General features: G+C 58.4%; 26 protein-coding genes. 15 read left to right on the top strand and 11 right to left on the bottom strand.

Features of this window, described 5'->3' with window-relative positions:
- The 6 genes from purS to grxD all read left to right on the top strand — a co-directional run bounded on the left by purS (position 1) and on the right by grxD (position 4,249).
- Positions 1–270 (top strand): phosphoribosylformylglycinamidine synthase subunit PurS, encoded by a 270-nt coding sequence (purS, locus tag GbCGDNIH6_RS08445; protein WP_198355738.1) that lies wholly within the window; start codon positions 1–3, stop codon positions 268–270.
- The gene (locus GbCGDNIH6_RS08450) at positions 267–611 is read left to right on the top strand and encodes a Rap1a/Tai family immunity protein (RefSeq protein ID WP_072563568.1); all 345 of its coding nucleotides are present in this window, start codon (positions 267–269) and stop codon (positions 609–611) included. The genes purS and GbCGDNIH6_RS08450 overlap by 4 nt, the downstream gene beginning before the upstream one ends.
- 10 nt (positions 612–621) lie before the next feature.
- Positions 622–1,317, top strand: coding sequence for a phosphoribosylformylglycinamidine synthase subunit PurQ (gene purQ, locus GbCGDNIH6_RS08455; protein WP_072564475.1), 696 nt, complete (start codon positions 622–624; stop codon positions 1,315–1,317).
- Positions 1,318–1,423: 106 nt separating this feature from the next.
- The gene (gene purL / locus GbCGDNIH6_RS08460) at positions 1,424–3,598 is read left to right on the top strand and encodes a phosphoribosylformylglycinamidine synthase subunit PurL (RefSeq protein WP_072563569.1); all 2,175 of its coding nucleotides are present in this window, start codon (positions 1,424–1,426) and stop codon (positions 3,596–3,598) included.
- A gap of 39 nt (positions 3,599–3,637) precedes the next feature.
- A complete protein-coding gene (locus GbCGDNIH6_RS08465) occupies positions 3,638–3,871 on the top strand; it encodes a BolA family protein (RefSeq protein WP_025287072.1) in 234 nt (77 codons plus the stop codon).
- A gap of 42 nt (positions 3,872–3,913) precedes the next feature.
- The gene (grxD, locus tag GbCGDNIH6_RS08470; protein ID WP_025287073.1) at positions 3,914–4,249 is read left to right on the top strand and encodes a Grx4 family monothiol glutaredoxin; all 336 of its coding nucleotides are present in this window, start codon (positions 3,914–3,916) and stop codon (positions 4,247–4,249) included.
- Between the two features lie 58 nt (positions 4,250–4,307).
- Here the strand turns inward: grxD and GbCGDNIH6_RS08475 are convergent, their stop codons facing one another.
- The gene (locus GbCGDNIH6_RS08475; RefSeq protein ID WP_332455412.1) at positions 4,308–4,769 is read right to left on the bottom strand and encodes an RrF2 family transcriptional regulator; all 462 of its coding nucleotides are present in this window, start codon (positions 4,767–4,769) and stop codon (positions 4,308–4,310) included.
- 109 nt (positions 4,770–4,878) lie between these two features.
- Between GbCGDNIH6_RS08475 and hmpA the strand changes: the two genes are divergently transcribed.
- On the top strand, positions 4,879–6,105 hold the full coding sequence (hmpA, locus tag GbCGDNIH6_RS08480) for an NO-inducible flavohemoprotein (RefSeq protein WP_072563571.1): 1,227 nt from the start codon (positions 4,879–4,881) through the stop codon (positions 6,103–6,105).
- A gap of 99 nt (positions 6,106–6,204) precedes the next feature.
- The gene (locus tag GbCGDNIH6_RS08485; RefSeq protein ID WP_072563572.1) at positions 6,205–6,606 is read left to right on the top strand and encodes a DUF3597 domain-containing protein; all 402 of its coding nucleotides are present in this window, start codon (positions 6,205–6,207) and stop codon (positions 6,604–6,606) included.
- 94 nt (positions 6,607–6,700) lie between these two features.
- On the opposite strand, the gene katG is transcribed toward GbCGDNIH6_RS08485, so the two are convergent.
- The 9 genes from katG to GbCGDNIH6_RS08530 form a co-directional block, all read right to left on the bottom strand.
- Positions 6,701–8,866, bottom strand: coding sequence for a catalase/peroxidase HPI (gene katG / locus GbCGDNIH6_RS08490; RefSeq protein ID WP_232450056.1), 2,166 nt, complete (start codon positions 8,864–8,866; stop codon positions 6,701–6,703).
- 372 nt (positions 8,867–9,238) lie between these two features.
- On the bottom strand, positions 9,239–10,348 hold the full coding sequence (gene leuB, locus GbCGDNIH6_RS08495; RefSeq protein ID WP_072563574.1) for a 3-isopropylmalate dehydrogenase: 1,110 nt from the start codon (positions 10,346–10,348) through the stop codon (positions 9,239–9,241).
- Between the two features lie 81 nt (positions 10,349–10,429).
- Positions 10,430–11,056: a 3-isopropylmalate dehydratase small subunit gene (gene leuD, locus GbCGDNIH6_RS08500; protein ID WP_072563575.1), complete on the bottom strand. Its 627-nt coding sequence runs from the start codon at positions 11,054–11,056 to the stop codon at positions 10,430–10,432.
- Entirely contained in the window at positions 11,056–12,471 is a 1,416-nt protein-coding gene (gene leuC, locus GbCGDNIH6_RS08505; RefSeq protein WP_072563576.1) for a 3-isopropylmalate dehydratase large subunit, read from the bottom strand. The genes leuD and leuC overlap by 1 nt, the downstream gene beginning before the upstream one ends.
- Positions 12,472–12,824: 353 nt before the next feature.
- Positions 12,825–13,214: a 50S ribosomal protein L19 gene (gene rplS, locus GbCGDNIH6_RS08510; protein ID WP_025320274.1), complete on the bottom strand. Its 390-nt coding sequence runs from the start codon at positions 13,212–13,214 to the stop codon at positions 12,825–12,827.
- A gap of 28 nt (positions 13,215–13,242) precedes the next feature.
- Positions 13,243–14,040: a tRNA (guanosine(37)-N1)-methyltransferase TrmD gene (gene trmD, locus GbCGDNIH6_RS08515; protein WP_072563577.1), complete on the bottom strand. Its 798-nt coding sequence runs from the start codon at positions 14,038–14,040 to the stop codon at positions 13,243–13,245.
- On the bottom strand, positions 14,037–14,603 hold the full coding sequence (gene rimM, locus GbCGDNIH6_RS08520) for a ribosome maturation factor RimM (RefSeq protein ID WP_072563578.1): 567 nt from the start codon (positions 14,601–14,603) through the stop codon (positions 14,037–14,039). The genes trmD and rimM overlap by 4 nt, the downstream gene beginning before the upstream one ends.
- Before the next feature lie 37 nt (positions 14,604–14,640).
- Entirely contained in the window at positions 14,641–14,985 is a 345-nt protein-coding gene (gene rpsP, locus GbCGDNIH6_RS08525; RefSeq protein ID WP_072563579.1) for a 30S ribosomal protein S16, read from the bottom strand.
- Between the two features lie 325 nt (positions 14,986–15,310).
- Positions 15,311–15,484 carry an addiction module antidote protein gene (locus GbCGDNIH6_RS08530; RefSeq protein WP_072564476.1) on the bottom strand — a complete coding sequence of 58 codons (174 nt, stop codon included), beginning with the start codon at positions 15,482–15,484 and terminating at the stop codon, positions 15,311–15,313.
- Between the two features lie 158 nt (positions 15,485–15,642).
- Between GbCGDNIH6_RS08530 and GbCGDNIH6_RS08535 the strand changes: the two genes are divergently transcribed.
- On the top strand, positions 15,643–16,389 hold the full coding sequence (locus GbCGDNIH6_RS08535; RefSeq protein ID WP_072563580.1) for a prepilin peptidase: 747 nt from the start codon (positions 15,643–15,645) through the stop codon (positions 16,387–16,389).
- A gap of 12 nt (positions 16,390–16,401) precedes the next feature.
- On the opposite strand, the gene GbCGDNIH6_RS08540 is transcribed toward GbCGDNIH6_RS08535, so the two are convergent.
- Complete coding sequence (locus GbCGDNIH6_RS08540) at positions 16,402–17,046, bottom strand: LysE family translocator (RefSeq protein ID WP_072563581.1); 645 nt, start codon at positions 17,044–17,046, stop codon at positions 16,402–16,404.
- Between the two features lie 260 nt (positions 17,047–17,306).
- Here GbCGDNIH6_RS08540 and cas3 point away from each other — a divergent pair, with 260 nt between their 5' ends.
- From cas3 to GbCGDNIH6_RS08570, 6 genes are all read left to right on the top strand, one after another.
- Positions 17,307–19,856, top strand: a complete 2,550-nt coding sequence (gene cas3, locus GbCGDNIH6_RS08545; protein WP_198355739.1) for a CRISPR-associated helicase Cas3' — start codon at positions 17,307–17,309, stop codon at positions 19,854–19,856.
- 248 nt (positions 19,857–20,104) lie between these two features.
- The gene (gene casA, locus GbCGDNIH6_RS08550) at positions 20,105–21,580 is read left to right on the top strand and encodes a type I-E CRISPR-associated protein Cse1/CasA (RefSeq protein WP_232450059.1); all 1,476 of its coding nucleotides are present in this window, start codon (positions 20,105–20,107) and stop codon (positions 21,578–21,580) included.
- Positions 21,567–22,148 (top strand): type I-E CRISPR-associated protein Cse2/CasB, encoded by a 582-nt coding sequence (locus GbCGDNIH6_RS08555; protein WP_072563584.1) that lies wholly within the window; start codon positions 21,567–21,569, stop codon positions 22,146–22,148. Before casA ends, GbCGDNIH6_RS08555 begins: the two co-directional genes overlap by 14 nt.
- Positions 22,141–23,301, top strand: coding sequence for a type I-E CRISPR-associated protein Cas7/Cse4/CasC (gene cas7e / locus GbCGDNIH6_RS08560; RefSeq protein ID WP_072563585.1), 1,161 nt, complete (start codon positions 22,141–22,143; stop codon positions 23,299–23,301). Before GbCGDNIH6_RS08555 ends, cas7e begins: the two co-directional genes overlap by 8 nt.
- Complete coding sequence (cas5e, locus tag GbCGDNIH6_RS08565) at positions 23,298–24,005, top strand: type I-E CRISPR-associated protein Cas5/CasD (RefSeq protein ID WP_072563586.1); 708 nt, start codon at positions 23,298–23,300, stop codon at positions 24,003–24,005. Before cas7e ends, cas5e begins: the two co-directional genes overlap by 4 nt.
- Positions 24,005–24,748 carry a type I-E CRISPR-associated protein Cas6/Cse3/CasE gene (locus GbCGDNIH6_RS08570; protein ID WP_072563587.1) on the top strand — a complete coding sequence of 248 codons (744 nt, stop codon included), beginning with the start codon at positions 24,005–24,007 and terminating at the stop codon, positions 24,746–24,748. The genes cas5e and GbCGDNIH6_RS08570 overlap by 1 nt, the downstream gene beginning before the upstream one ends.

The raw sequence follows: 24,748 nt of genomic DNA on the forward strand, positions 1-24,748 counted from the left end.
ATGAGCGATACAGCAATGAGCCATCCCACCAAGGCCGTGGTCACCGTCACCCTGAAGAACGGCGTGCTGGATCCGCAGGGCAAGGCCGTTGGTCATGCCCTGCATACGCTGGGTTTCTCCGGCGTCGGCGAAGTCCGCATCGGGCGCGTGATCGAACTTGAACTGGCCGAGACCGATCCCGAACGCGCCCGTCAGACCGCGGAGGATATGGCCCGCAAGCTGCTGGCCAACACCGTGATCGAAAGCTTTCGCGTGGAGATCAAGTCATGAGCCGTTTTCCGACTATTCTGTTCGGTGCCGTTCTTGCCTGCACCGCCGTCACGATCGGCCTGTCGGGCTTTTCAGCCCCGGCACATGCGGATTTTCTGAAGCGGAAAGTCTTGCTGGACTCCTGCCTCAGCGCAAAAAACGAGCGCGACTGCACCGGCTATATCGCTGGAATCGCCGATGCCGCCAGCGATGCGAAACAGGTGTGCATCCCTGCCGAAGCCCATCTGCCACAGGTCAAGACCCGCGTGCTGGAATGGCTGAAAGCCCATAAGGAAAACCCCACCGAAGCCGCCGCCCCGTGGGTGAAACAGGCCCTGACGGAAAGCTTCCCCTGCAAGTGAGCCAATGCGCATGAAAGCCGGCATCGTCATTTTCCCCGGCACGAATCGCGACCGCGATATGGCGATCGCGCTGGAACGTGTCACCGGCCATGCGCCGGCGCGGTTGTGGCACCGCGATACCTCCCTGCCCACCGGACTTGATCTGGTGGTGCTGCCGGGCGGGTTCAGCCATGGCGACTATCTGCGTAGCGGGGCCATGGCCGCCCTCTCCCCCATCATGGCCGAAATCCGCGCCTTTGCCGGGCGTGGAGGCCATGTGCTGGGGGTCTGCAATGGTTTCCAGATCCTCACCGAAGCGCACCTTCTACCCGGCGCGCTGCTGCGCAACGCGTCCCTGCGCTTCCTGTCGATGGACTGCTATTTGCGGGTGGAGCGGGCAGGAACGCCCTTTACCTCACGCTGGCAGAAGGGAGACACCTTTCGTTCCCCCATGGCGCATGGCGACGGCAATTTCTTCGCCGATGACGATACGCTCGACCGGCTGGAAGGCGAAGGACGTGTCGCGTTCCGCTATGTCAACGCAACGGGGGAAGCAGCCCCGGACGCCAATCTCAATGGCAGTGCCCGCTCCATCGCCGGTATCTACAGCGAGAATTTGCGCGTGCTCGGCCTGATGCCCCACCCGGAAAACCTGGTGGACCCGCTGATGGGCGGCGTGGACGGCAAACCGCTGTTCGACAGCATCGCCGCATCGCTCGCGGCATGAGGGGGCGGAGCGGCTCCCTTCCGGTGGGCCATCCACCCCGATATTTTCCTACCATCCGCGCGCGCCGCTTCCCGCAGGCCAGCGCGCCCGGCACCGAGGCTGCTGCATGACCCGAGACGTCACCCTGTCCCTGGCCCAGGAATTCGGCCTCGACGCCGCCGAATACCAACGCGTGCTGGACATCATGGGCCGTACCCCGAGCTTTACCGAGCTCGGCATTTTCAGCGTGATGTGGTCGGAGCACTGCTCCTACAAATCCTCCCGCTATTGGCTGAAGCAATTGCCGACCAAGGCCCCCTGGGTCATTCACGGCCCCGGTGAGAATGCCGGCGTGGTCGATATCGGCGACGGGCTGGCCGCCATCTTCAAGATGGAAAGCCATAACCATCCCAGCTTTATCGAGCCTTATCAAGGCGCGGCAACGGGGGTGGGCGGCATTCTGCGTGATGTGTTCACCATGGGCGCCCGTCCGGTGGCCAATCTGAACGCACTGCGCTTTGGCAGCCCGGATCATCCGGCCACGAAGCGGATCATCGACGGCGTGGTGCGCGGTATTGGCGGCTATGGCAACTGCGTCGGCGTGCCGACCGTGGGGGGAGAGGTCAATTTCCACCCGTCCTATAACGGCAATCCGCTGGTCAATGCCATGACCGTGGGCATTGCGCCGAAGGATCGCATCTTCCTCTCCGCCGCAGCGGGTGTCGGCAATCCGGTGATCTATGTCGGCTCCAAGACCGGACGCGACGGCATCCATGGCGCGACCATGGCCAGCACGGAGTTCGGAGCGGATTCCGAGGAAAAGCGTCCCACCGTGCAGGTCGGCGATCCGTTCACCGAAAAGCTGCTGATCGAAGCCTGTCTGGAGCTGATGGCCACCGACGCCATCATCGCCATTCAGGATATGGGCGCGGCTGGCCTGACCTCCTCCTCCGTCGAAATGGCGGGCAAGGGCGGGGTTGGTATCGAACTCGACCTCGATGCCGTGCCGCAGCGCGAGGAAGGCATGAGCGCCTATGAAATGATGCTCTCGGAAAGCCAGGAACGCATGCTGATGATCCTGCGCCCCGACCGGCAGGATGTGGCCCGCGCCATTTTCGAAAAATGGGAGCTGGATTTCGCCGTCATCGGCCACCTGACCGATACCGGGCACATCGTCGTGAAGCATCAGGGCGTGGTGGAGGCCGATATTCCGCTTGATCCGCTGGCGGAACAGGCCCCCCTCTATCAGCGTCCGACCGTCGAAACGCCCAAACGCGCGCCACTGGGCGAGGTCGCCGATCCGGTCGGGATCGCACCGGCCCTGCTGACGCTGATCGGCTCGCCTGACATCGCCTCCCGCCGCTGGATCTGGGATCAGTATGACAGCACCGTCGGCGGCCAGACCGTGCGCCGTCCGGGCGCTGCCGATGCCGCCGTGGTGCGGCTGGAGGGCACCCGGCGCGCTCTGGCTCTGACCACCGATTGCACGCCGCGTTACTGCTTTGCCGATCCTGAAGTGGGGGGTGCGCAAGCCGTGGCGGAAACATGGCGCAACCTGACCGCGGTGGGTGCACATCCGCTGGCCATTACCGACAACATGAATTTCGGCAATCCTCAGAAGCCGGAGATCATGGGCCAGTTCGCCGCCGCCATCCGTGGCATGCGCGAAGCCTGTCTGATGCTGGATTTTCCGGTCGTCAGCGGCAATGTCAGCCTTTACAATGAGACCGAAGGCACCGGTATTCTGCCGACCCCGGCGATTGGCGGTCTTGGGGTGCTGGATAACGCTGAAACCGCCACCGGCCTTTCCCTGCGTCCGGGCCTTGATCTGGTGCTGATCGGTGCAGGCGGTACTACGCTCGGCCAGAGCCTGTGGCTACGCGAAATCGCAGGCCGCGAGGACGGGCCACCCCCCGCCGTCGATCTGGCCGCAGAGCGTCGCCATGGCGATCTGGTCCGCAGCCTGATCCATCAGGGCAAGGTCGCTGCCTGTCACGATCTGTCCGATGGTGGTCTGCTGGTGGCTGTCGCCGAAATGGCCATCGCTGGCCATACCGGTGCCGTGCTGAGCGTGGAAGGCGATCATGTTTTCTGGTATGGTGAAGATCAGGCCCGCTATATCATCGCCACCACCGACGGCGCGGCGGTACTGGATGCGGCGAAAACAGCCAATGTCCCTGCCAGCCTGATCGGACGCGCCGAAGGGACGGATTTGCAAGTGCCGGGTTGCGCCCCCATATCCGTTGCCACCCTGCGCGAACGTCACGAGGCGTTCCTGCCTGCGCTGATGGCGCAGCGCTGAGCGCCCTGTCATTCACGCCCCGCGAAGGAGAAAACTGCCATGGCCATGTCGGTTGGAGAAATCGAGGCCCTGATCAAGGCGGCGCTGCCGGACGCACAGGTCACGATCGAGGATCTGGCCGGGGATGGCGATCATTACGCCGCCACTGTCATCAGTGAGGCTTTCCGGGGTAAAAGCCGGGTGCAGCAGCATCAGATCGTCTATCAGGCCCTGCAAGGCCGAATGGGCGGTGTGCTGCATGCTCTGGCGCTCCAAACCAGCGCGCCCGCCTGAAAATCCCTGTTTATTTCCTATTTACGAGCTAAGGACGAGCCGATGAGCGACACAGCCAGCCGCATTCAGGCGGATATCAATGAAAACCCGGTCATGCTCTACATGAAGGGCACGGCGATGTTTCCGCAATGCGGCTTCTCCGCCCGGGTGGCGCAGATCCTGAACCATCTTGAAGTGCCCTATAAAACCGCCAATGTGCTGGAAGATCAGGCGTTGCGCGAAGGCATCAAGGCCTTCTCCAACTGGCCGACCATTCCGCAGCTCTACATCAAGGGAGAGTTCATAGGTGGCTGCGACATCGTAATGGAAATGTTCCAAAGCGGCGAATTGCAAACCCTGCTCAGTGAAAAGGGTATTCCCCATAAGGCTGCCGCCTGAACTTACCCGGACGGGGTCGGATACGATACGAAAGCCGGAGCCAAGGCTCCGGCTTTTTTCATGGGGCATGATACATACCCCGTAGACTAAGGGCTGCATGGGCTATGCTTTTGTCTCTCACCACATCAGCGAGGGTGTAGCGGTCAAGGACCGCCAGAAACGCTTTTGTTGCCTCGGACAGTATGGAGGGGGCCTGACAGCCCGGACGAACCGCACAATTGGCACACTCCACAAGATGAAAGCCATCCTCAGTATGGCGTACCAGCTCCCCCACTGTGATCTGATCTGCCGGTCGGCCAAGACGCAAGCCTCCACTACGCCCCCGCACCGAAGACACTAACCCTGCCGAGACCAGCCCCTGCACTACCTTCATCAGATGGTTGTGGGAAATATCATAAACACGTGCAATTTCTGCAATCTGTACCACATGATCCAGATTGACACTCAGATAAATCATGACTCGAATAGCATAATCGGTATATCTGGTGAATTTCATAAACTGTAATTCTCGTGAATACATCAAAAGTAGAAGATGCCATTTTTATATATATTTTTTATGGACTTAAAGAGGTATTTTATATACCTCTAAAAATCTATTGTTTAGAGTGCGATAAAAAGGAACAGGCACCATGTCCTCCCCACTCGGTGATGACACCACCGCCCTGATCAAGGCTACGATTCCCGCTCTCGCTGAACATGGCATTGCCATTACCCGGGCAATGTATGCACGGCTGTTCCAGAACAGGGAGATTGCCGCCCTGTTCAATCAATCCAATCAATCCAGTGGTATGCAGCCAGAGGCTCTCGCGGGCGCAATCCTTGCCTATGCCCGGAATATCGACACTCTTGAGGTGCTTGGCCCAGCCGTGGAACGTATTGCCGAAAAACATGTCGGTGCGCATATCCTGCCCGAGCATTATCACTTTGTTGCCGAAGCCCTGCTGGGGGCAATCAGCGATGTGCTCGGTGATGCAGCAACGTCGGAGATCCTGAACGCGTGGGGTGAGGCTTACTGGTTTCTTGCCAATGTCCTGATCGAGCGGGAAAAAGACCTGCGTGAGGCTGCCGCCAATGCAGAGGGCGGCTGGACCGGCTGGAGACCTTTCATCATCGCCGACAAGATCAGAGAAAGCGAGTTCATCACCTCCTTTATCCTTCGCCCGACCGATGGCGGCCCGGTGCTGCGTCATCGGCCCGGGCAGTATCTGACGGTCACGCTGTCCCCTGCTGGGGCCCCTCCGCTGAAGCGCAACTATACTATTTCCTGTGCTCCCAATGGGAAATACTATCGCCTTTCTGTCAAACGTGAGGCGTCCGGTGGCGGAGCATCCGCTTTTCTGCATGATCAGATGAACGTCGGCGATACCCTGCTTGCTACCCCGCCGGCAGGTGATTTTGTGCTGCCGGAAAACCAGACACGGCCGGTGATTCTGGTCTCCGCCGGGGTCGGGCTGACCCCGATGGTCAGCATGGCTGAAAGCCTTGCCGCATGTCACTGCCCGGTGCCGGTGCATTTCATTCATTGCACCTCCAACAGCAAGACCCACGCCATGGGGGCAGCGCTGGATGCGTTGGCAGAGAGACATAGGGAGCGCATGACGGTCACAACCTTCTATTCCCGTCCGCTTGCGACCGATGAGCAGGGCGTGGCCTATGATCAGAAGGGCAGAATTACTGCCCAGTGGCTGACGGCATGGCTGTCAACCCATATGCCTCTGATGGATGCCGATCTCTATTTGTGTGGCCCTCGTCAGTTCCTGCATGACATGCTGACCGGGCTGGATGCAGCCGGTGTGCCTGCGGAGAGAGTGCATCATGAGTTATTCGGCCCCACCATCAGCCTTCAGGCCGCATAACATCTGCGTGTGCCGGTCATATTCATGCGGGGGAATCTGCAACCAGCGAGACGGCAAGGGCGCTGTCAGTCCAGGTTTTTATTAACCGGAGCAACAGATATGTCCCTTTTTGACTCGATCGTCGACAAGATTGTTCACTATGCTGGCAATCTTGTTTCCGGAGCCAAAGCCGAGCCCGCATCGGCCCAGCCTGCGCCGGGTGAGACTTCTACAGCCTCATCCGGTGCCGTTTCCGGCACAGATTCTTCCCTGCAATCGGTCGATATCAGGACTACGCTCTCCCGATTGGCTGAACAGAATGGCCAGGGCCTGAACTGGCAAACCTCAATCGTCGATTTGCTGAAGCTTCTGGGGCTGGATTCCAGCCTGCAAGCCCGCCAGACGCTGGCCGGTGAACTCAACGTCCATGCCGGAGAAACCGGCAGTGCAGAGCAGAACATCGCCCTCCATCAGGCAGTGGTGCAGAAGCTGGCTGCTCATGGTGGAAAATGGCCCGGCTGAGACGCAAGGCCACTCTCTTCAAACAGAATCAGGGCGCTGGCAGGATCTCTGCCAGCGCCCTTTCTCCTGCCGGGACGAAACGAAGGAAATGTTTTTATTGCCGCTGAAGATCGAAGCGATCGAGCATCATCACCTTGTTCCAGGCTGCAACGAAATCACGCACGAATTTTTCCTTCGCATCGTCGGAAGCATACACTTCCGCCACGGCGCGCAGTTCGGAATTCGAACCAAAGATCAAATCCACCGTGCTGCCTTTCCAGCGCAAGGCATCGGTCTTGCGATCATGCCCTTCATACACGCCAGCCGTATCCGCAGCCTTTGACCATTTCGTCGACATATCGAGCAGATTGACAAAGAAATCATTGCTTAACACGCCCGGATGCTCGGTCAACACACCGAGTTGTGAGTGGCCTTCATTGGCATCCAGCACCCGCATACCCCCAACCAGAACCGTCATTTCCGGCACGGTCAGATTGAGCATGCTGGCCCGCGTCACCAGCATGTCCGCCGGAGAAAGCTGGTTGGACGACGCATAGTAATTGCGGAATCCATCGGCGGTCGGCTCCAGCACGGCAAAAGATTTCACATCGGTCTGCGCCTGCACCGCATCGACCCGGCCCGGCGCGAAGGGCACCGTCACCGGATAGCCCGCTTTCTTCGCGGCTTCCTCGATCGCCGTATTGCCACCCAGCACGATCAGATCGGCCAGAGATATTTTCCTGCCATCATGATGGCCGTCGTTGAAAGCAGTCTGGATGTTTTCAAGCGCACCAAGCACTTTTTGCAATTCTTGCGGATCATTGACCGGCCAGTCTTTTTCCGGAGCCAGACGGATACGCGCACCATTGGCCCCTCCGCGCTTGTCCGTGCCGCGGAACGATGCCGCCGATCCCCACGCCGTGCGCACCAGTTCCGGAACCGTGAGGCCGGAGGCCAGAATTTTCTGCTTCAGATCGGTAATATCGGCTTCATCGACCGCCTTGTAAGTCATCGCCGGCAACGGATCCTGCCACAGCAGATCTTCCTTTGGCACTTCAGGACCGAAATAGCGTGACCGCGGTCCCATATCGCGGTGCACCAGCTTGAACCAGGCACGGGCAAAGGCAGCCTTGAATTTTTCAGGGTCTTTCTGAAAGCTGAGTGCGATCTTGCGATAGGACGGATCGGTTTTCAACGCGATGTCGGTCGTGAACATCATCGGCGGATGACGCTTGGAGGCATCAAAGGCGTCAGGAACCAGCTGATCCGCAGAGGCATCTTTCGGCTTCCACTGGATGGCGCCCCCGGGACTTTTCGTCTGCACCCAGTCAAAGCCGAACAGATTATCGAGATATTGCGATGTGAAATTCACCGGATCAGCCGACCATGCGCCTTCCAGACCACTGGTGATCGCATCAGGGCCTTTGCCGGTGCCACATTTATTTTTCCAGCCTAGCCCCTGCTCCTCGATCCCCGCCGCTGCCGGTGCAGGACCGACGCATTTGGTGGGTGAGGCCGCACCATGGGCCTTGCCGAATGTATGGCCACCAGCAATCAGGGCAACGGTTTCTTCATCATCCATCGCCATACCGCCGAATGCCTCGCGGATATCCCGCGCGGCGGCAACCGGATCAGGAACACCGTTCGGCCCCTCCGGGTTGACGTAGATCAGCCCCATCTGGGTCGCCGCCAGCGGCTTTTCCAGCTTGCCGTTTTTGTCACGGTTGTTGGACATGAACTTTGTACCGGAACCCCAGTAGATCAGGTCCGGCTCCCAGTCATCGGTGCGACCACCCGCAAAGCCATAGGTCTTGAAGCCCATGGTTTCCAGCGCGACATTGCCCGTCAGCACCATCAGATCGCCCCATGAGAGCTTCTCGCCGTATTTCTTCTTGATCGGCCAGAGAAGGCGGCGGGCTTTATCCAGATTGGCGTTGTCCGGCCAGCTGTTCAGCGGCTCGAAACGCTGTTGGGCACCACTGGCCCCGCCACGCCCGTCATAGGTGCGATAGGTGCCCGCACCATGCCATGCCATGCGGATGAAGAAAGGTCCGTAATTACCATAATCCGCCGGCCACCAATCCTGCGGCGTTTTCAGCAGAACCGTGATATCTTTTTTGACCGCATTGAGATCCAGGCTCTCAAACGCCTCGATATAATTAAAATTTGCCCCCAGCGGATTGGCTTCCGCCGCATGCTGGCGCAGGGGGGACAGATCAAGATGATCCGGCCACCAGAACTGAATGGATCGCGGCTCGCCATCACTCCAGGCTGGAACCATGGGTATGGTGGCAGAGAGAACGACTGTCAGAACGGCAGCAACGCTTCTAATTGTCCGGTGCATGCAGCTTGATCCTTCCTGATGATAAATGAGACTTCTGAACGGCGTCTCTTTCACGTGTCAGGAAGATGCAGAACCCGATGGCGCAAGGATAATAGATTCTTGCTACCGTCAGGATCGGCTGAGCCTATCAAAACAATACACACACGGAATTATCAATTTTATCAAGCAGATCGCACATTGCTTATTCAAACCTTGCAACAAAACAGACTTCTATTTCCCGGAAGATGGCAGTTATTGCAGGTTGATACCCACAAAAAAGCCGCCTCCCGCAGGAGACGGCTTTTTGTACCCAGCACCGCCAGGAAGCGCTCAGAGTGACTCATCCAACGCGGCAAGGATACTGTCACCCATTGCCTGCGTGCTGACTGAAGCAATACCTGAACCGGCAATATCGGCGGTCCGCACGTTGCGGTTTAAGACCGTGCTGCAAGCCTGCTCGATCAGATCGGCCTCTGCATGCAGATCGAAGGAATAACGCAGCAACATGGAGAAGCTGAGAATCTGCCCCAACGGATTGGCAATGCCTTTCCCGGCGATATCGGGTGCACTGCCATGGATCGGCTCATACAGCGCCGGGCGACGACCATCCACATCCCGTGCACCAAGCGTCGCAGAGGGCAACATGCCGAGACTGCCGGTCAGCATGGAAGCGAGATCCGAGAGAATATCACCGAACAGATTGCCGGTCAGGATCACATCAAACTGACGCGGATTGCGCGCGAGCTGCATGGCACAGTTATCGGCCAGCATGTGCGACAGGGTAACATCCGGATATTCGGCGGCATGCAGCTCCGTCACCACCTGACGCCAGAGCAGGCCGCTTTCCATCACATTGCATTTCTCGACGCTGGTGACGCGGTTGTCGCGCGCACGGGCCAGATCGAATGCCACGCGGGCGACGCGCTGGATTTCCGTGGTCGAATAGGTCTCGGTGTTGAAGCCGCGCTTCGTGCCGTCCGGCAGGGTCTCGATGCCTCGCGGCTCCCCGAAGTAAACACCGCCCGTGCTTTCGCGGACAATCATGATGTCCAGACCGCGCACCACATCCGCCTTCAGCGTGCTGGCATCCACCAGTGCGTCGAACACCTTGGCCGGACGCAGATTAGCGAACAGGCCCAGCTCCGAACGCAAACGCAGAATAGCAATCTCCGGGCGCATGTCGAAGCCGAGCTTATCCCATTGCGGACCACCGACCGAGCCGAACAGAACCGCATCAGCCGCTTTTGCGGCCGCCAGTGTTTCATCGGCCAGCGGCGTACCCTGCGCGTCAATCGCAGCGCCGCCAACCAGACCCTCAGACAGATCGAAGCGGATGCCGCGCTTCGCTTCCAGCCAGTCGATGATACGCCTTACCTGCTGCATCACTTCCGGGCCGACACCGTCACCGGGCAGCAGCAGCAACTTACGGGCAGTCGTCATGTGATCCGTCCTTCGCAAAAGCGCCCGCTTTCGAAAAAGCGGGGCGCCATCAGCAGCAAACTCGTATGAAGCAGCCGGCACTCAGTTGGCAGGCAGCGTAATCCGGGGGAACCAGGGCTGGGTTACGGTCCGGTTTTCCTCAAACCGGTCGATCGCCTCGCGGCGTTGCAGTGTCTGACCGATGTCATCCAGACCGTTCAGCAAAAGATGACGGCGGAAAGGATCAATCTCGAACGGGATTTCTTCACCGTTCGGACGCACCACCACCTGACGCTCCAGATCGACGGTCAGACGGGAATTGGCACCATTTCCGGCATCATCCATCAGACGATCACAGAGATCGCGTGGCAGACGGATCGGCAAAATGCCGTTCTTGAAGCTGTTATTATAGAAAATATCTGCGAAATCCGGCGCAATGACACAGCGTATGCCGAAATCCAGCAAAGCCCATGGGGCATGCTCGCGGGAGGAGCCGCAGCCGAAATTCTCATGCGTGACCAGGATCTGCGCCTGACGGTAAGGCTCCCGATTCAGCACGAAATCCGGGTTTTCCTGACCATCGATGTAGCGCATCGCATCGAACAGATGCGCGCCAAGGCCAGTGCGCTTGATGGTTTTCAGAAAGCGGGCCGGAATAATCTTGTCGGTATCGACATTGGCGACCGGCAGCGGTGCGGTAATGGCCGTCAGGACGGTGAATTTATCCATCAGACGGTTTCCTCGACATTCAGGGTGCGCACATCGGTCAGCTTGCCGGTCACGGCAGCAGCGGCGGCCATGGCGGGAGACAGCAGATGTGTGCGCCCACCGGGCCCCTGACGCCCCTCGAAATTACGGTTGGAGGTGCTGGCGCAACGCTGGCCGGGCGTCAGCTTGTCCGGGTTCATGCCGAGGCACATGGAGCAACCCGGTTCCCGCCATTCGAAACCGGCATCAAGGAAAATCCGGTCCAGCCCTTCCTGCTCGGCCTGCTGCCGCACAATGCCGGAACCGGGGACGACCAGGGCGCGTACTCCGTCCGCAACATGCCGACCACGGGCGATGGCAGCGGCGGAACGCAAGTCTTCGATCCGGCTGTTGGTACAGCTGCCGATAAACACGACATCGACCGGCAGATCAGCGATAGACGCACCGGGCTTCAGATCCATATAGTCGAGCATGCGGCGCATCTGGGTACGGCGCGCTTCATCGGTCGCACGGTCAGGGTCAGGCACAGTACCATCGATGCGCACCACATCTTCCGGGCTGGTGCCCCATGTAACCATCGGCACGATCTCGGAGGCTTCCAGCACCACGACACGGTCGTAATGCGCGCCTTCATCACTGGCCAGGGAGCGCCAGTACTCCACCGCACGGTCAAAATCCTCGCCCTGAGGCGCAAAGGGGCGGCCACGCAGCCAATCAAAGGTCACGTCATCAGGCGCGACCAGACCGGCACGGGCACCGGCCTCGATCGACATGTTGCAGATGGTCATGCGGCCCGCCATATCCAGCGCCCGCACCGCCTCCCCGGCATATTCGATCACATGGCCATTGCCACCCGCCGTGCCGATCTTGCCGATGATCGCCAGAATCATGTCCTTCGCCGTGGTGCCGGGCGGCATCTTGCCCCGCACCTCGACCAGCATGTTCTTCGCAGGCTTTTGCAACAGGGTCTGGGTGGCCAGTACATGCTCCACCTCACTGGTACCGATGCCGAAAGCCAGCGCACCCAGCGCACCATGGGTAGAAGTATGACTGTCACCGCAAACGATGGTGAAGCCCGGCAGTGAAATCCCCTGCTCCGGCCCCACGACATGGACAATACCCTGCCGCACATCCAGCAGATCGAAATAGGGCACGCCGAATTCGGCCACGTTCTTCTGCAGCGTTTCAACCTGCAGACGGCTTTCCGGCTCCTGAATACCGGCACGGCGGTCGCTGGTGGGAACGTTATGATCGACCACGGCAATGGTGGCATCCGGACGACGCACCGGCCGGCCAGCCATACGAAGGCCCTCAAACGCCTGAGGCGACGTCACTTCATGCACAAGGTGACGGTCGATATAGAGGATGCAAGTGCCATCCTCGAGACGATCCACCACATGGGCATCCCAGATCTTGTCGAACAGCGTCCGCTTCATGCGAGCCTCCGGTCAGGGTGGCCGAACCACGATCCGGCACATCCCGAATAAGCACATCACCCCGTTGCAGCGAAGAGGAGCCGCCAACAGGGCACTTCATCAACAGCGCCTGCATAAAAGGGGACACAGCTCGTGCGGTGCAACCGCCGAATCATGTCCCCTCTTCAGCGTTTCCGGCATGACAGCACGGAATAATGCAGCGTAAGAATGGCGCAGCGACATGGTCAGGCCCCCGCCTTCCATGTTCGCCCCCTGCCTTGCGCGGCCTCATTCCGGGCCACCCATCCAGACAGTCTCCGCATCCCGTCTCCATCACCCGCAAAACCGGGGATGAAAGCAGGAGCGCCGATTGATTACTCGGCGGCCGCGGTTTCGGTCGTGGTGGTGCGCGCCTTTTCAGCGATACGGGCGGACTTGCCGGAGCGGCCACGCAGGTAATACAGCTTTGCACGACGCACATCGCCGCGACGCACCACCTGAATTTCCGCAATGGTGGGGGAATACAGCGGGAACACGCGTTCCACACCCTCGCCATAGCTGATCTTGCGGATGGTGAAGTTGCTGTTCACACCGCGGTTCGAACGGGCGATGCACACGCCTTCAAACGCCTGGGTACGGGTACGCTCACCTTCGACAACCTTCACGAGCACGCGCAGCGTGTCGCCGGGCACGAATTCGGGAACGGGACGTTCGCTGACGAGACGGGCAATCTGTTCCGCCTCGAAGGTCTGGATGATGTTCATGACTTGGATCCTTCTCTGGATGCGGTGATTAGGGCGAGCCGCCACCGCGCGCAACATTATCTTCAGGATAAGAGGCATGTGGCGATGCGGCATCGCCCAGCCGGTAAGCCGTCCATAAATCCGGGCGCCGTTCCCGGGTCACGGTTTCCGCCTGACGCTGCCGCCAAGCGGCAACCTCGGCATGGTGACCGGACAGCAAGACATCAGGCACGCGCCGGCCCTGCCATTCGGCGGGTCTGGTGTAATGCGGATATTCCAGCAATCCGGCGGAGAAGCTTTCCTCCTCCGCACTGCTGGCGGCCCCCATCACACCGGGCAACAGGCGGATGCAGGCATCAAGCAGCACCAGCGCCGCAGGCTCACCGCCCGACAGCACATAGTCGCCGATACTGACCTCCTCTGCCGCATGGGCATCGAGGACGCGCTGGTCGATCCCCTCATAACGGCCGCAAAGCAGGATGCAGCCTGACCCGGAGGCCAGAGCGCGCACCCGAGCCTGCGTCAGGGGGCGTCCACGCGGGGTCATGCACAGAAAGGGGCGCGTATCCCCCTCCATCCTGACCGCCGAGAGCGCGGCATCCAGCACATCCGGCCGCATGACCATGCCCGCACCACCGCCAAAAGGCGTATCGTCCACCGTCCGATGCCGGTCTGACGCATGGGCGCGGATATCCTCCGCCTGCAGCGCCCACACCCCGTCCCGCAATGCCCGCCCGGCCAGAGACAGGCCGAGAGAGCCGGGAAACATCTCCGGAAACAGCGTCAGCACGCTGGCACGCCAGGGAGAGGAAGGAGGGGCCTCATGATGAGAGGAAACTGCGCTCATGCCGCCTCTCCCCCATCATCGCAACCCTGTTCCCGCTCATTCTGGCCGAATTCCGGAGCGTTTTCTTCCTGCGGCGGGTCGATCAGCACCCGGCCGGCGGCAATATCCACCATCGGCACAGCGGCCCGCGTGAACGGCACCAACAGGGAGACACCGCCGGAGCGGGTGATCTCCAGGCTCGCACCCGCGCCGTAATCATGCACCTGCGCGACTTGACCCAACAGCGTCTCATCAGCCACCAGACGGGCCTCCAGACCGATGAGATCGACGAGGTAAAAATCATCCTCGTCCTCCACCGGCGGCAAGGCGTCCCGGGTAATGAAAAGACGCGTATTGGTCAGACGCTCCGCCGCGGAACGATCCTGCACCGGCACGCCGTCAATGGTGATGCTGGCCAACCCGTCCGCGCGCCAGTCCAGCATGATCTGCCGGCCGGCCTCGTCACGCAGCGAGCCATACGCGGTCAGATCATCGGGATCGGCCGTGTAGCTGACGACATGCACCAGGCCGCGCACCCCGTGGGGGCGACCGATCACGCCCAGCAGGATGAGATCGCGCGACATTCGGACAAACCGGATTTAAAAGGACGGACGAACCGGATCAGGAAGCGGCAGCAGCCGCAGCGGCCTTCGCACGTTCCTGCGCCTTCTTTTTCGGCGCGGACTGCTTCGGCTGCTCATTCCAGGTCGGCATCTTGGTCAGACCGGCCTTGCCCAGGAAGCGGGCAACGCGATCGGTGGCAATGGCACCCTCGGTCAGCCAATGCATGATGCGGTCCTCGAACAGACGGACGCGCTCGGCATGCTCGGCAGGGAGCATCGGGTTATAGCTGCCCAGCTTCTCGATGAAGCGGCCATCGCGCGGGGCGCGGCTGTCGGCAACGACGATATGATAGTACGGACGCTTCTTGGCGCCGGCACGGGCAAGGCGAATCTTGAGGCCCATCGGGTCACTCCCACGTGGCTCTGAACTGCATCCAAACGAAAACGCGCCGCTGCGCGAACCCTCGCGGAGCGGCGGTGCCCAATTCGGACAATCGGTAGCCTCTCTAGCGGAACCGATCGACACAGGTCAAGTAAAGCGGCCTGCCTCGCCCCGCGCTTCATGCAAGGCGGTCATGAACCTCCGCCTCGCATGTATCAGCACCACCCGTTCATATTCGGACCATTCACCCGGCAGTGTGATCAAGCATATAAGGACAGAAATTCATATCAAAGAAGGAATGATATAAAATTTTCCACATCAATATTATTCTGATTCAGCAATGAAGCTATTCTGCCTTTTGAGCCATGGATCTGGATCGCGCCACGACGCCGAGCGCATGCGCAATCATGGCCGGATCGTAGGCAGATTCTTCCATGACCGCTTCCATGTAGGCGGCGATATCCTCGTCGGATTTCAGGTAATCAGCGCTGTCATAGCGGGTAAAATTTTCGTCACTCATTGCTCTGCCCTCCATTACCACATGGGAGATGAAACGGTGCCTGCATGGGTTTCGATCCTGCACTGAGAAATTGGACTTCGGTGGTTACCGATATTCCTGATACATCGTTTCAAGTAACAAAAATCCTGATTTTCACCGCGCAGTAAAGGGTCTGTCGCATGGGCTGGCTGCTTTTACTGATCGCGCCCGTTATCGGCAGTTTTCTCGGTGTGCTGATCAGGCGCTGGCCTGATGGCCATAGCATTGTTTTTGGTCGCTCCCGCTGTGAACACTGCGGCCATCCTCTGTCACCTGCCGAGATAATCCCGCTGCTGAGCTTCCTCTGGCTACGTGGACGATGTCGGCAGTGTGGCAGCCCCATCGATCCCTTTCATCCGATGATCGAGTGTGCCGCCCTCGCAGTGGCGGTCTGCGCCTGCACTGCACGCGGCATCAACAATTCTTTTCTGGCAGGGGACTGTCTGCTCGGCTGGACGCTGCTGGCGTTGGCCTGCATTGATCTGCAGCACTGGCGGCTTCCGGATGTGCTGACCCTCCCGCTGATCCTCCTCGGGATGGGGGAAGCAATATGGCTTGATCCTGCCGCCCTGCTCTGGCCGCGTGTAACGGGGATCGTGGCGGCGTATGGTACCCTGACGCTACTTGGCGCGCTATATCGCCTCCTGCGCGGGCGGGAGGGGTTGGGGGCCGGAGATGCCAAACTTTTCGCCGCCGGGGCAGCATGGACCGGACTGGCCGCCCTGCCCGGTATCTTGCTGCTGGCTGCGCTTGGCGGATTGATCCATGCCGCCATCCGAGCCTCACGAGGCAGCTCATTCAGCCCACATGCCGCCATCCCCTTTGGCCCCGCTCTGGCCGCCGCTATCTGGATCATCCGCCTGTTGATGTTTCAGGACATGGAATAGCCCGGACAGCCTCTACAAAGACCGCTTTTCCATCATCAGCCGTGCCGCAAAACCGATCATCACCGTGCCGGTGATGCCATCCAACACGCGGGATGTCGCTGGATGCGTCAACAAACGCTGCAACGGAACGGTCGCCACCGCTACGGCAGAGAAAAACATCAGCCCCATGAAGGCGTGAATACCGGATAGCAGTGCTCCGAACGAAACAGCCGGAAGCTCTGGCGGTAGAAACTGCGGCAGAAAACTGACATAGAAAACACCGACCTTGGGATTGAGCAGATTGGTCATCATCCCGCGCAGAAACCAGTTGGGTTTTGCCACCAAACGCTCCTGCCCCGCCGGAAACACGATCGGGGACCCACCGCCCGCAAACACCCGGCGCAGCATGGTCACGCCAAGCCACGCCAGATAAAACGCACCGACCATCTGCACCACATGATAGGCATATTCAGACGCCGCCAGCAGCGCACCAAGTCCAAGCGCCGTAATCACTCCCCAGCTCAACACCCCTGCCGAGATGCCTGCACCGGCCAGAACAGCCTGACGCGGTCCCTCGACAGTTCCAGTCCGCACAACCAGAGCCGTATCCAGCCCCGGTGTTACCGTCAGCAGAGCCGCCGCAGCAGAAAAACGCATGATGGCTGAAAATGCATCCATGATCCGTCCGCTCCATCGGACTGCCGAGAAAGCAGCTTTCCTATCAGAAAGAATTTCAGCGCATCCATGTCTTCATAACAAAGCAGCTCATTCGGGAAAAAATCTTTCTGGCTAAGGATAATCTGCATAACCGTCAGTCACGAGAATTTGATTCGTTTCTTTTCCTCCCCCTCCATTGCCACACGGCACAACCAGCCAAATAATGATCCGGTACCGTATCATTTTTTATCATGGCTTTGGCATCATCACAGGGCCCGCTCATGCCGATTGCGCTACCTCCTTTTCCTTGGGCCAAATTTGCGGAACCGGATTGCTGGTTACCCCTGATCACGCATCTCGGGGATGTCGGCGAGTGTTTTGAGGCCCTGCTCAATCTGCCGCTCTATCGTGCTCGCCTGGCCGCAATCATCGAAAAGGAGCCGGATCGCGTCACCATACAGCGTCTATGCGCGCTGGCTTTTTTGCACGACATTGGAAAACTTAGCAGCGGTTTTCAGGGGAAAATTCTGACAAAAGCCAGAAAAGGCCATCTGCTGGAAGGCTATCATGTGCTCTGGAGAAAAGAAGCCGGGCTGCAAGACGCGCTCGGTTTGCGGGAAGATCTCAGCCAATGGGGGGAAGCCATGCGCAGCCTGTTTCTGGCGGCACTGGCACATCATGGCAGGCCGATCATGGTCGTGGGTCAGGAGCCGGTGCAAGCAGACTGGGCAGCCCGGACAGGGTACAATCCGACCGAGGCTGCAAGGGCAATCGGGCAGGCCTGCCGTACCCGGTACCCTGATGCTTTTGGTCCCGGCCCTCACCTGCCGCATCATACAGAACTTCAGCATTTCTTTGCCGGTCTGGTGGCACTGGCTGATCAGATCGGATCGCGTGAGTGTGATTTTCCCCTTGATCGCACGATACGCCCCGCCACAAAAGCGGCAGATGTCCTGCGCAATATCAACATGGACGTGTCCCGACTGCGTCAGGCTCTGAATCAGGTTGAGCCATGGCAGCTTTTCGGCTGGGCGGAAGGGACGAAACTGCGCCCGATGCAACAGGCTTTGCTGGAGCTGTCTCTGGACATACGCCTTGCCGCCCTGGAATCCGAAACCGGCTCCGGCAAGACCGAGGCCGCGTTTCTGCGCTTCCTCCGCTTATTCAGGGCAGGATTGGTGGATGGGCTGTATTTTGCCGTACCAACCCGCGCTGCCGCAGCACAACTTCATCGACGGATCAATCATGCCGTACAGGCAGCCTTCGGTGGCGAATGCTTTCTGGCGCTACCCGGATACATGAAGGCCGGAACTGCCGAAGGCTGGGCACTTCCCGGCTATCATGTGGAATGGGCCGACAATCCGGACGAAGCACAGAAGCAGGCACGATGGGCTGCCGAAACCTCACGCCGTTTTCTGGCCGCACCAGTTGCCGTGGGTACGGTTGATCAGGTCATGCTGGCAGGCTTGCAGGTGAAATGGTCGCATTTTCGCAGCGCAGCCCTTGCCCGCAGCTATCTGGTCATCGACGAAGTGCATGCTTCGGACAGCTATATGAGCGCGGTCATGGACCGGATCGTGCAGAATCATGTAGCCCATGGCGGCCACGCATTACTGATGTCCGCAACGCTTGGCTCGGCCACACGAGCCAGCCTGCTGGGTGCCAGGAAAAAGGGAAAAACGGATTCATCCAGCATAGTGGAGGCGCCTTATCCATCCCTGAGCTGGGCAGAAGGAGAAGAAAGACGAAAACAGGAAATTCATCTTGGCATTGACCTGACAGAGTATCAAAAAACGGTTTCTGTTAACGCGGCTCCCCTGATTGCAGACCCACACGCCATTGCAGGCATAGCGCTGGAAGCGGCACGACAAGGCGCACGCGTGCTGGTGATCCGCAATACGGTCGATCAGGTGATTGCCACACAGCAGGCGATTGAGGCGCTGGATGCCAATGCTCCCACGCTATCCGTCAACGGGATACGCTGCCCCCACCACAGCCGATTTGCCGCCGAAGACCGCCTTCTGCTGGATCATGCGGTTGAGCAAGCAATGGGCAAACACTCCGTTTCCGGCGGCCGGATCGTCTGCGGCAGCCAGACAGTGGAACAAAGTCTGGATATCGATGCCGACTTTATGATGACCGATCTGTGTCCGATCGACGTATTGCTGCAACGTATCGGACGGTTGCACCGTCATGCCGGTCGTCACGACCGGCCCGATGCGTTCAGAAACGCCCGATGCGTTGTGCTGATACCGGAAATATTATCGCCAGAGACTAATTTGCTCCGCTTCGGTCTGGGGATCAGCCGCGATGGAGGGGGCGTGTACACCGACCTTACCGGGCTGGAATCGGTGCGGCGCATGATCGATGATGGAGTCGTCTGGACAATTCCACAGGACAATCGACGTTTGGTAGAAACAGGCACCGATCCGCAAACCCTTACAGCACTCGCTCAACAACTGGGTCCCGCCTGGACTCAAGCGCGTAACGCCGTTGTGGGAGGGCGCAGCGCACAGGGTACAATCGGGCGCATGAACCTGGTCGACTGTACACGCGCCTTCGATGGCAGTATTGATGACTGTTTCCCGGTTGATACGAATATTGTCACCCGCCTTGGCGCTGACCGTACCGCACTGCTTTTTGCGCCGGATACAAGGGGGCCATTCGGAGAAAAAGTGTCGCAGATCTTCGTACCCGGACATTGGGTTGACGCCAGTGTTGCAACTGCAACCGGCGCCGAATGGATACAGCCATCATCAGAACAGCTTGTGTTCGAATCTGCCGGACTGAGCTACAGCAGGTTTGGGCTGACACGGTCTTATAACACCTAAAAAAACCTAAATGAAAGGGTTCCATATTGACAAGTTTTGAATTCTCGGTTGTATTTTTATCGATAAATTCATTTTAAAAATGAGTTTATCCATTGTTATTTGGCTTGCCTATCATCTGCTTTAGCTGACTTCACATCCTCCTCATTCAGGTTGAATGAATGTATTGTCTTTTATCTCATCCTGTTTTTCGTGTTGTTGTCAGAGCTGAAACTGATATTCTGACCCTGCCGGGCGCTCTGGCCGCATTGATGCTGGACAAAGTGGACAATTTTACTGGCCTGCGCCCGCATCAGCAACACGCATGGCATATGTTCCTGGCAGCACTTGGGGCCATTGCGCTGCATCGTGCCGATCAAAGCACCATTCCCGAAACAGAGGAAGAATGGAAAGACCTGCTCCTTGACCTCACCGATCAGGCCGAGGAACCATGGTCATTGATTGTTGAGGATCTCTCAAAGCCTGCCTTTCTTCAGCCCCCGGTTCCTGAGGGGAAGCGCGAAGTACTGAAGAACACAGTTTATACACCGGATGCGCTGGATATTCTGATCACCGCAAAAAATTTTGATCTGAAGGCTGAAGTCGCTGTTGAAGCCGGGCTTGATGAATGGGTATTTGCTCTGGTCAGCCTGCAAACGATGCAGGGTTATAGCGGGGCCACAAAATATGGAATTGCCCGCATGAATGGCGGGTTCTCCGCTCGCCCCTTTCTCGGACTGGCGCCTCCAAAAGGAGGAATTGGCGCTCATCTTCGCCGCGATATACGCGCCATGTTGGCCGGACGGGGCAAGCTGCTCGACATGTATCGGGATTATGATGATGAGGGCCTCGCGCTCCTTTGGTTGGAACCCTGGGATGGCAAGACCAGTCTTTCACTCGATCAACTCGATCCATGGTTTATCGAAATCTGCCGCCGGGTTCGTCTGATTAAAGGGGTTGATCAGCCCATTGTCGCGCTTGCTGTTGGCTCCTCGGTCGCGCGTATCGAGGCCAAGGCCTGCAACGGAATCACTGGAGATTTCTGGGCACCAGTGTATGACAGCGAAGGAAAATCTTTTTCTCTGGATGAGCGGGGCTTTTCCTACCGGGTATTATGCAAACTTTTGTTTGGAGAAACGCAGAAACGTGTTGCGCGACTGCCCCAGTCAATGCAGCTTTTACTCGATGAACAGGAGATGATTCTGGTCGCCCGAGGCATGGTGCGCGGCCAGGGGAAAACCGAAGGCTTTCACGAACGTATCATTCCAACACACCGACGTATCGTTGATGCCATGAATAATGAAACCAAACGGCTTCAACTGGCAGAGATCGCTGATAAACAGCAGAAAGAGATTGCTTATATTGCATCCGCCCTGAGACAGTGCTGCGCTATCGTATCTATTGGCGGCGCGGATAAAAAACCGTCAAAAGATGATTATGGTTGTGCGGGCTCTTATACAGATCGTCTGGAAGCCGAGGCCGAGGCCTATTTCTTTACGACGATCCAGCAACGTTTCGAAGAAGGTGAGGACAGTAAGATACCTTATCTGCGACACTTGATCCGCTATGCAGAACGCCTGCTTATTGAAGCATCGGAGTCTATCGCCTGCCCCGTTCAAAGCCGCTGGCGAGCCCGTGTTCGCGCGCCCCGTGCATTTCATGGTATGCTGTGGACTCAGAAAAGCCCTTTTGTAAACGACCGCACCTCGATTTTTCCTCCGAAAGAAGCGGCTGATGCCAGACAGTAAAAACCAGACCGAGCAGGATAGCGATCCGCTTATCTCCAAACTTTCCCTTGCATTGGCCAGATTGCCTCCCGGCAATCTCGCGTCCCTCCGGCGAGCGATTCCAGGCCATGGATGTCCAGAGTTCTGGAGAATTTTTTATAGCCAGAAACTTGATCAAGATCGCAAGTATAATGATCAAGCCTGGGAATGGGTGATGATTGCCATTGCACGGCTGACACCAACCGGGCAGCCACTTATACGCTCAGGAGACAAGGAAGACTTCAAATTAAGCGCCCATAATCGTGACGTCTCACTGGGACAAGCACTTTCTGATGCTAACGTTTCTGAAAAACGGATTGCCCGTCTGTTAAACGCCCGGTTCGCACAAAGACGGGAAATAATGATGAGGCTGCTTCACGTACTATCAGCGGCACGCGCACGGTTCAACATGAGTGATATCGCACAATTACTTACGCAAGAGCATCACGATCCACGTGCCGCCCATAATCCACTCCGCAAACTGGCGGAAAATTATTATCGGGCTTCCGATACAAAATCTGCAAAAGAGAAAGAGAAGGCAAATGCCTGAGCCACGTTTTCTTCAGATTCACAGTCTGCACAGCTACACGGCTTCGCTGCTGAACCGCGATGACAGCGGGCTGGCGAAGCGCCTTCCTTATGGCAACGCCGTGCGCACCCGGATTTCCTCGCAATGTCTGAAACGGCACTGGCGTACAGATGATGGCATTTTCTCGCTTCATCATATTTCCGGGGCTGAAGCAGCTGTTCGCTCCCGGGATCTGGTTACGAAACGGCTGCGTGAACCGCTGGAAAACACTGTTGATGCCAATATTCTCGATGCCATAGAACCCTCCTTTCAGATTGCCATATATGGCAAGGATGCAGCCAAGGGGAAAAGCAATCGGCAACCGTTGCTGTTCGGAGAGCCTGAACTACGTTATCTGGCCGAAGAATTTACCCGTATTGCGACCTCTGCCACCGATCCAAAATCTGCCAAAGCCGCCGCAGAAGATTTCACAAAAGACAAATTGTTCCAGAATACGATGAAGGCTATGCGGGATTCCGTATCCCTTCCCGGCGGCCTGACTTCTGCTTTGTTTGGACGTATGGTGACCTCCGATCCCGAAGCAAATATCGATGCGCCAGTGCATGTGGCCCATGCATTCACCACGCATGCTGAACAGACGGAAAGCGACTATTTCGCCGTCGTCGATGATCTGGCAGGCGTCGACGATACCGGGGCCGACCATATCGGCGAGACCGAACTCACCTCTGGCCTGTTTTACGGTTATGTCGTGATAGATGTTCCGGCCCTGGTCTCCAACCTGACCGGTGTTGCTGCAAGCAACTGGCTTACTGCTGATCGCAACATGGCGGCTGAAGTGGCAGCCTGTCTGATCGGCCAGATCGCTACGGTCTCGCCCGGTGCGAAACTCGGCTCGACCGCACCCTATGGCTATGCCACCACCATGCTGGTGGAGGCTGGGGACCGTCAGCCGCGTTCTCTGGCCGAAGCATTCCGTGATCCGGCCGAACCAACCGTTAAAGACGCAGAAGATAAACTCCATGAAAAGCTCAAAGCCTTTGATGCCGCCTACCAAACCGGGGAAGACAGGCGTCTTCTGTCATTGAGCAACGATCCGGGCATCAAAAATATCAGCCGCACGTCTCTGCCGGAGCTGATGCAATGGGTGCGCGATACCATCCTGAAAGCCGCATGATGCGCTGGCTGGTGTTGCAATGGCGCGCACCGCTTGCAAGCTTCGGTGGGACGACCATCGATTCACGCGGTGTAACACGCGATTTTCCGGCTTTGTCGGCAGTCACCGGGCTGCTGGCCAATGCGCTCGGCCTTGATCGTACCGACACCACGCAGCTCGACCGGTTGCAGGAGCGGATCGTGTTCGGGGCCAGACGCGAACAGGAACCACTGCTCGGACGGATGACGGATTTTCAGACCGCCCTGCTCGGCAGCAATGATCGCGGCTGGACGACACGCGGCCGTGTCGAAGGGCGCGACGGTGCCTCGAACGCAGAAGCCAGCACCCATATCCGCCAGCGCGATTATCACGCTGATATGCAAATGACTCTTGTGCTGCATCTTACCCCTGCTGAAGAAGACCCGACGCTGGATGATATTGCCAAAGCACTGCTGAAACCGGCCCGTCCGCTGTTTTTCGGCCGCAAGCCGTGTCTGCCGGCAGATTATGTGCTCGCTGCCCAGGAAGAAAACAGATGGGTAGAAGCCGAAGATGCCAGAGCAGCACTGATTGCAATCCCCGGCGAGGGTGTGCTGCGTGCGCAATGGTCTGCTGCCCCCGGCAAGGGAAAGAGTCTCGCCGACCGACGTAACTGGCGCAGCGGGCTGCATGGTGGCACGCGACGCGTTGAGGAGGAACGGATTACCCCCGTTACACGACGCTGATGCTACATCTGATCCATCTGCCGATTGAGGCTCGCTCCTTTGCGCATTGGGCCAGGGATCGTGGCTTCGGTCCGAAAGGCACTCAGGATAACGATGCCGTGCTGCATCATTTGCTGACGCAATTATTTGGCAGACAGATGCTTCAACCCTTTCGTGTGTTTACGCCAGAACAGGCCAAGTGGTCCCTTTACGCCTATGCCAGTCAGGACGCGACGACACTGGTGGAACAGGCGCGTTTCTCGATCACGCCGGACATGGCGGAAGTTGTCTCTCTGGAGCGTCTGCGCAGCAAGGCCATGCCAGACGCAAAACCGGGGCAACGGATCGGCTTCGATGTCAGAATAAGGCCGGTCCGTCGCTCTGCCAAACAGCACGACCAGGAAAGCGAAAAAATGCAGGAACGTGACGCTTTCCTTGCAGAAGCGCTGCATAATCACGCTGACGACACAACCGGTATGAAAAGCGCCAACCGCACCCGCGAGATGGTTTATCGCGATTGGCTGGCGGAGCGCATGCCATGGGCCACGCTGGAAACGGCACGACTGGCGCATTTCCAGCGTCGGCGCGTACTGCGCAACGGGAACGGTATCGAGGGGCCTGATGCAACGATTCATGGCACAATGGTCATCGTTGATCCCGCGCAATTTTCTGAAGCCCTTCGAAAAGGCATCGGCAGACACAGCGCTTATGGGTATGGCATGATGATGCTGCGCCCACCGGATGCTCTTCCGCCGGATCGCTGA

This window comes from Granulibacter bethesdensis (assembly GCF_001889525.1).
Taxonomy (GTDB): Bacteria; Pseudomonadota; Alphaproteobacteria; order Acetobacterales; family Acetobacteraceae; genus Granulibacter; species Granulibacter bethesdensis_C.

Bases quoted from the DNA above. Each gene is read 5' to 3' on its own strand.
- leuD (WP_072563575.1), bottom strand. From the start codon at position 11,056: ATGGATAAATTCACCGTCCTGACGGCCATTACCGCACCGCTGCCGGTC.
- GbCGDNIH6_RS08570 (WP_072563587.1), top strand. From the start codon at position 24,005: ATGCTACATCTGATCCATCTGCCGATTGAGGCTCGCTCCTTTGCGCAT.
- GbCGDNIH6_RS08485 (WP_072563572.1), top strand. From the start codon at position 6,205: ATGTCCCTTTTTGACTCGATCGTCGACAAGATTGTTCACTATGCTGGC.
- GbCGDNIH6_RS08535 (WP_072563580.1), top strand. From the start codon at position 15,643: ATGGGCTGGCTGCTTTTACTGATCGCGCCCGTTATCGGCAGTTTTCTC.
- casA (WP_232450059.1), top strand. From the start codon at position 20,105: ATGCTGGACAAAGTGGACAATTTTACTGGCCTGCGCCCGCATCAGCAA.
- purL (WP_072563569.1), top strand. From the start codon at position 1,424: ATGACCCGAGACGTCACCCTGTCCCTGGCCCAGGAATTCGGCCTCGAC.
- GbCGDNIH6_RS08530 (WP_072564476.1), bottom strand. From the start codon at position 15,484: ATGAGTGACGAAAATTTTACCCGCTATGACAGCGCTGATTACCTGAAA.
- GbCGDNIH6_RS08450 (WP_072563568.1), top strand. From the start codon at position 267: ATGAGCCGTTTTCCGACTATTCTGTTCGGTGCCGTTCTTGCCTGCACC.
- rplS (WP_025320274.1), bottom strand. From the start codon at position 13,214: ATGAACATCATCCAGACCTTCGAGGCGGAACAGATTGCCCGTCTCGTC.
- GbCGDNIH6_RS08555 (WP_072563584.1), top strand. From the start codon at position 21,567: ATGCCAGACAGTAAAAACCAGACCGAGCAGGATAGCGATCCGCTTATC.
- cas3 (WP_198355739.1), top strand. From the start codon at position 17,307: ATGCCGATTGCGCTACCTCCTTTTCCTTGGGCCAAATTTGCGGAACCG.
- cas5e (WP_072563586.1), top strand. From the start codon at position 23,298: ATGATGCGCTGGCTGGTGTTGCAATGGCGCGCACCGCTTGCAAGCTTC.
- rimM (WP_072563578.1), bottom strand. From the start codon at position 14,603: ATGTCGCGCGATCTCATCCTGCTGGGCGTGATCGGTCGCCCCCACGGG.
- purQ (WP_072564475.1), top strand. From the start codon at position 622: ATGAAAGCCGGCATCGTCATTTTCCCCGGCACGAATCGCGACCGCGAT.
- trmD (WP_072563577.1), bottom strand. From the start codon at position 14,040: ATGAGCGCAGTTTCCTCTCATCATGAGGCCCCTCCTTCCTCTCCCTGG.
- hmpA (WP_072563571.1), top strand. From the start codon at position 4,879: ATGTCCTCCCCACTCGGTGATGACACCACCGCCCTGATCAAGGCTACG.
- GbCGDNIH6_RS08465 (WP_025287072.1), top strand. From the start codon at position 3,638: ATGGCCATGTCGGTTGGAGAAATCGAGGCCCTGATCAAGGCGGCGCTG.
- leuB (WP_072563574.1), bottom strand. From the start codon at position 10,348: ATGACGACTGCCCGTAAGTTGCTGCTGCTGCCCGGTGACGGTGTCGGC.
- grxD (WP_025287073.1), top strand. From the start codon at position 3,914: ATGAGCGACACAGCCAGCCGCATTCAGGCGGATATCAATGAAAACCCG.
- GbCGDNIH6_RS08540 (WP_072563581.1), bottom strand. From the start codon at position 17,046: ATGGATGCATTTTCAGCCATCATGCGTTTTTCTGCTGCGGCGGCTCTG.
- katG (WP_232450056.1), bottom strand. From the start codon at position 8,866: ATGGTTCCAGCCTGGAGTGATGGCGAGCCGCGATCCATTCAGTTCTGG.
- purS (WP_198355738.1), top strand. From the start codon at position 1: ATGAGCGATACAGCAATGAGCCATCCCACCAAGGCCGTGGTCACCGTC.
- GbCGDNIH6_RS08475 (WP_332455412.1), bottom strand. From the start codon at position 4,769: ATGTATTCACGAGAATTACAGTTTATGAAATTCACCAGATATACCGAT.
- cas7e (WP_072563585.1), top strand. From the start codon at position 22,141: ATGCCTGAGCCACGTTTTCTTCAGATTCACAGTCTGCACAGCTACACG.
- rpsP (WP_072563579.1), bottom strand. From the start codon at position 14,985: ATGGGCCTCAAGATTCGCCTTGCCCGTGCCGGCGCCAAGAAGCGTCCG.
- leuC (WP_072563576.1), bottom strand. From the start codon at position 12,471: ATGAAGCGGACGCTGTTCGACAAGATCTGGGATGCCCATGTGGTGGAT.